The sequence below is a fragment of the Oceanobacillus saliphilus genome (assembly GCF_023522835.1).
Lineage (GTDB): Bacteria > Bacillota > Bacilli > Bacillales > Amphibacillaceae > Oceanobacillus > Oceanobacillus saliphilus.
In genome coordinates this window covers 1-265 of record NZ_JALCZU010000179.1, presented here as the reverse complement: position 1 = coordinate 265, position 265 = coordinate 1, and the positions used below count along the sequence as shown (strand labels likewise).

The window sequence follows — 265 nt, the reverse complement described above, 5'->3', positions numbered from 1 at the left end:
GACGCGCCGGCCCGGCAGGCCTTTGTCTCCGAAGTGGTCGGACCGGACGACGTGTCCAACGCCGTCGCACTCAACGCCGCCTCCTTCAACATGGCCAGGCTCGCCGGACCGGCTATCGCGGGCCTGCTGATCGCCTGGATCGGTACCGGGCCGGTGTTCCTGCTTAACGCCGCCAGCTTCGCCGCCGTCATCATGTCCTTGTGGCGGATGCGCACCTCCGAGCTGTTCCCGACGGTGCCGGCACTCCGCGGCAAGGGCCAGATCA

1 protein-coding gene is annotated in these 265 nt (G+C 68.7%); it reads left to right on the top strand.

Features of this window, described 5'->3' with window-relative positions; translation table 11 throughout:
- Nucleotides 1-265 (top strand): MFS transporter (locus MN204_RS21880; protein ID WP_249872961.1); only part of this gene is annotated, 265 nt, incomplete at both ends.